Raw genomic sequence first — 503 nt, 5'->3', positions numbered from 1 at the left:
AATGGTACAAGCGATGCGGCAGATAACACCACCATTAGCTTAACGTTTGAAGACAGTGCAGGGAATATTACGACTGTTGATACGACCGTAACGGGTGGAGTATGGAGTGTCGATGCACCAACTGACTTAGCCGAAGGCGAATATACTGTCACCGCAGAGGTAAATGATGGCCTAGGTAATATCGGCAGCGCCACAGAGACAGGTCAGATAGACCTTACTGGTCCGAGCCTTGTTATTACCGACAACGGTGTAAGCAACGACACCACGCCAACGATTGCAGGTACCAGCGATGCACCGCAAGGCAGTGAAGTAACGATTGTTGTCACCGACAGCAGCGGCGCAGCGCAAACCATGAGCGCCACCGTACTAGCCAATGGCACGTGGTCAATCCCTGTACCGGTAGCACTTGCAGAAGGTACATACACCGTAAGCGCGAGTGTTGAAGATACCGCAGGCAACGACACCACCGCAACAGGCGCAGGTGAAATAGATACCACTGCACC

At 52.7% G+C, this 503-nt stretch carries 1 protein-coding gene; it reads left to right on the top strand.

Annotated features, from left to right (window positions below):
- On the top strand, positions 1-503 hold a 503-nt coding region (locus H5118_RS20415), incomplete at both ends, for an Ig-like domain-containing protein (RefSeq protein WP_182749999.1).

Origin of the sequence: Pseudoalteromonas sp. SR41-1, assembly GCF_014164015.1 — a bacterium.
Classification (GTDB): domain Bacteria; phylum Pseudomonadota; class Gammaproteobacteria; order Enterobacterales; family Alteromonadaceae; genus Pseudoalteromonas; species Pseudoalteromonas distincta.
This window is presented reverse-complemented; position numbering and strand designations above follow the sequence as displayed.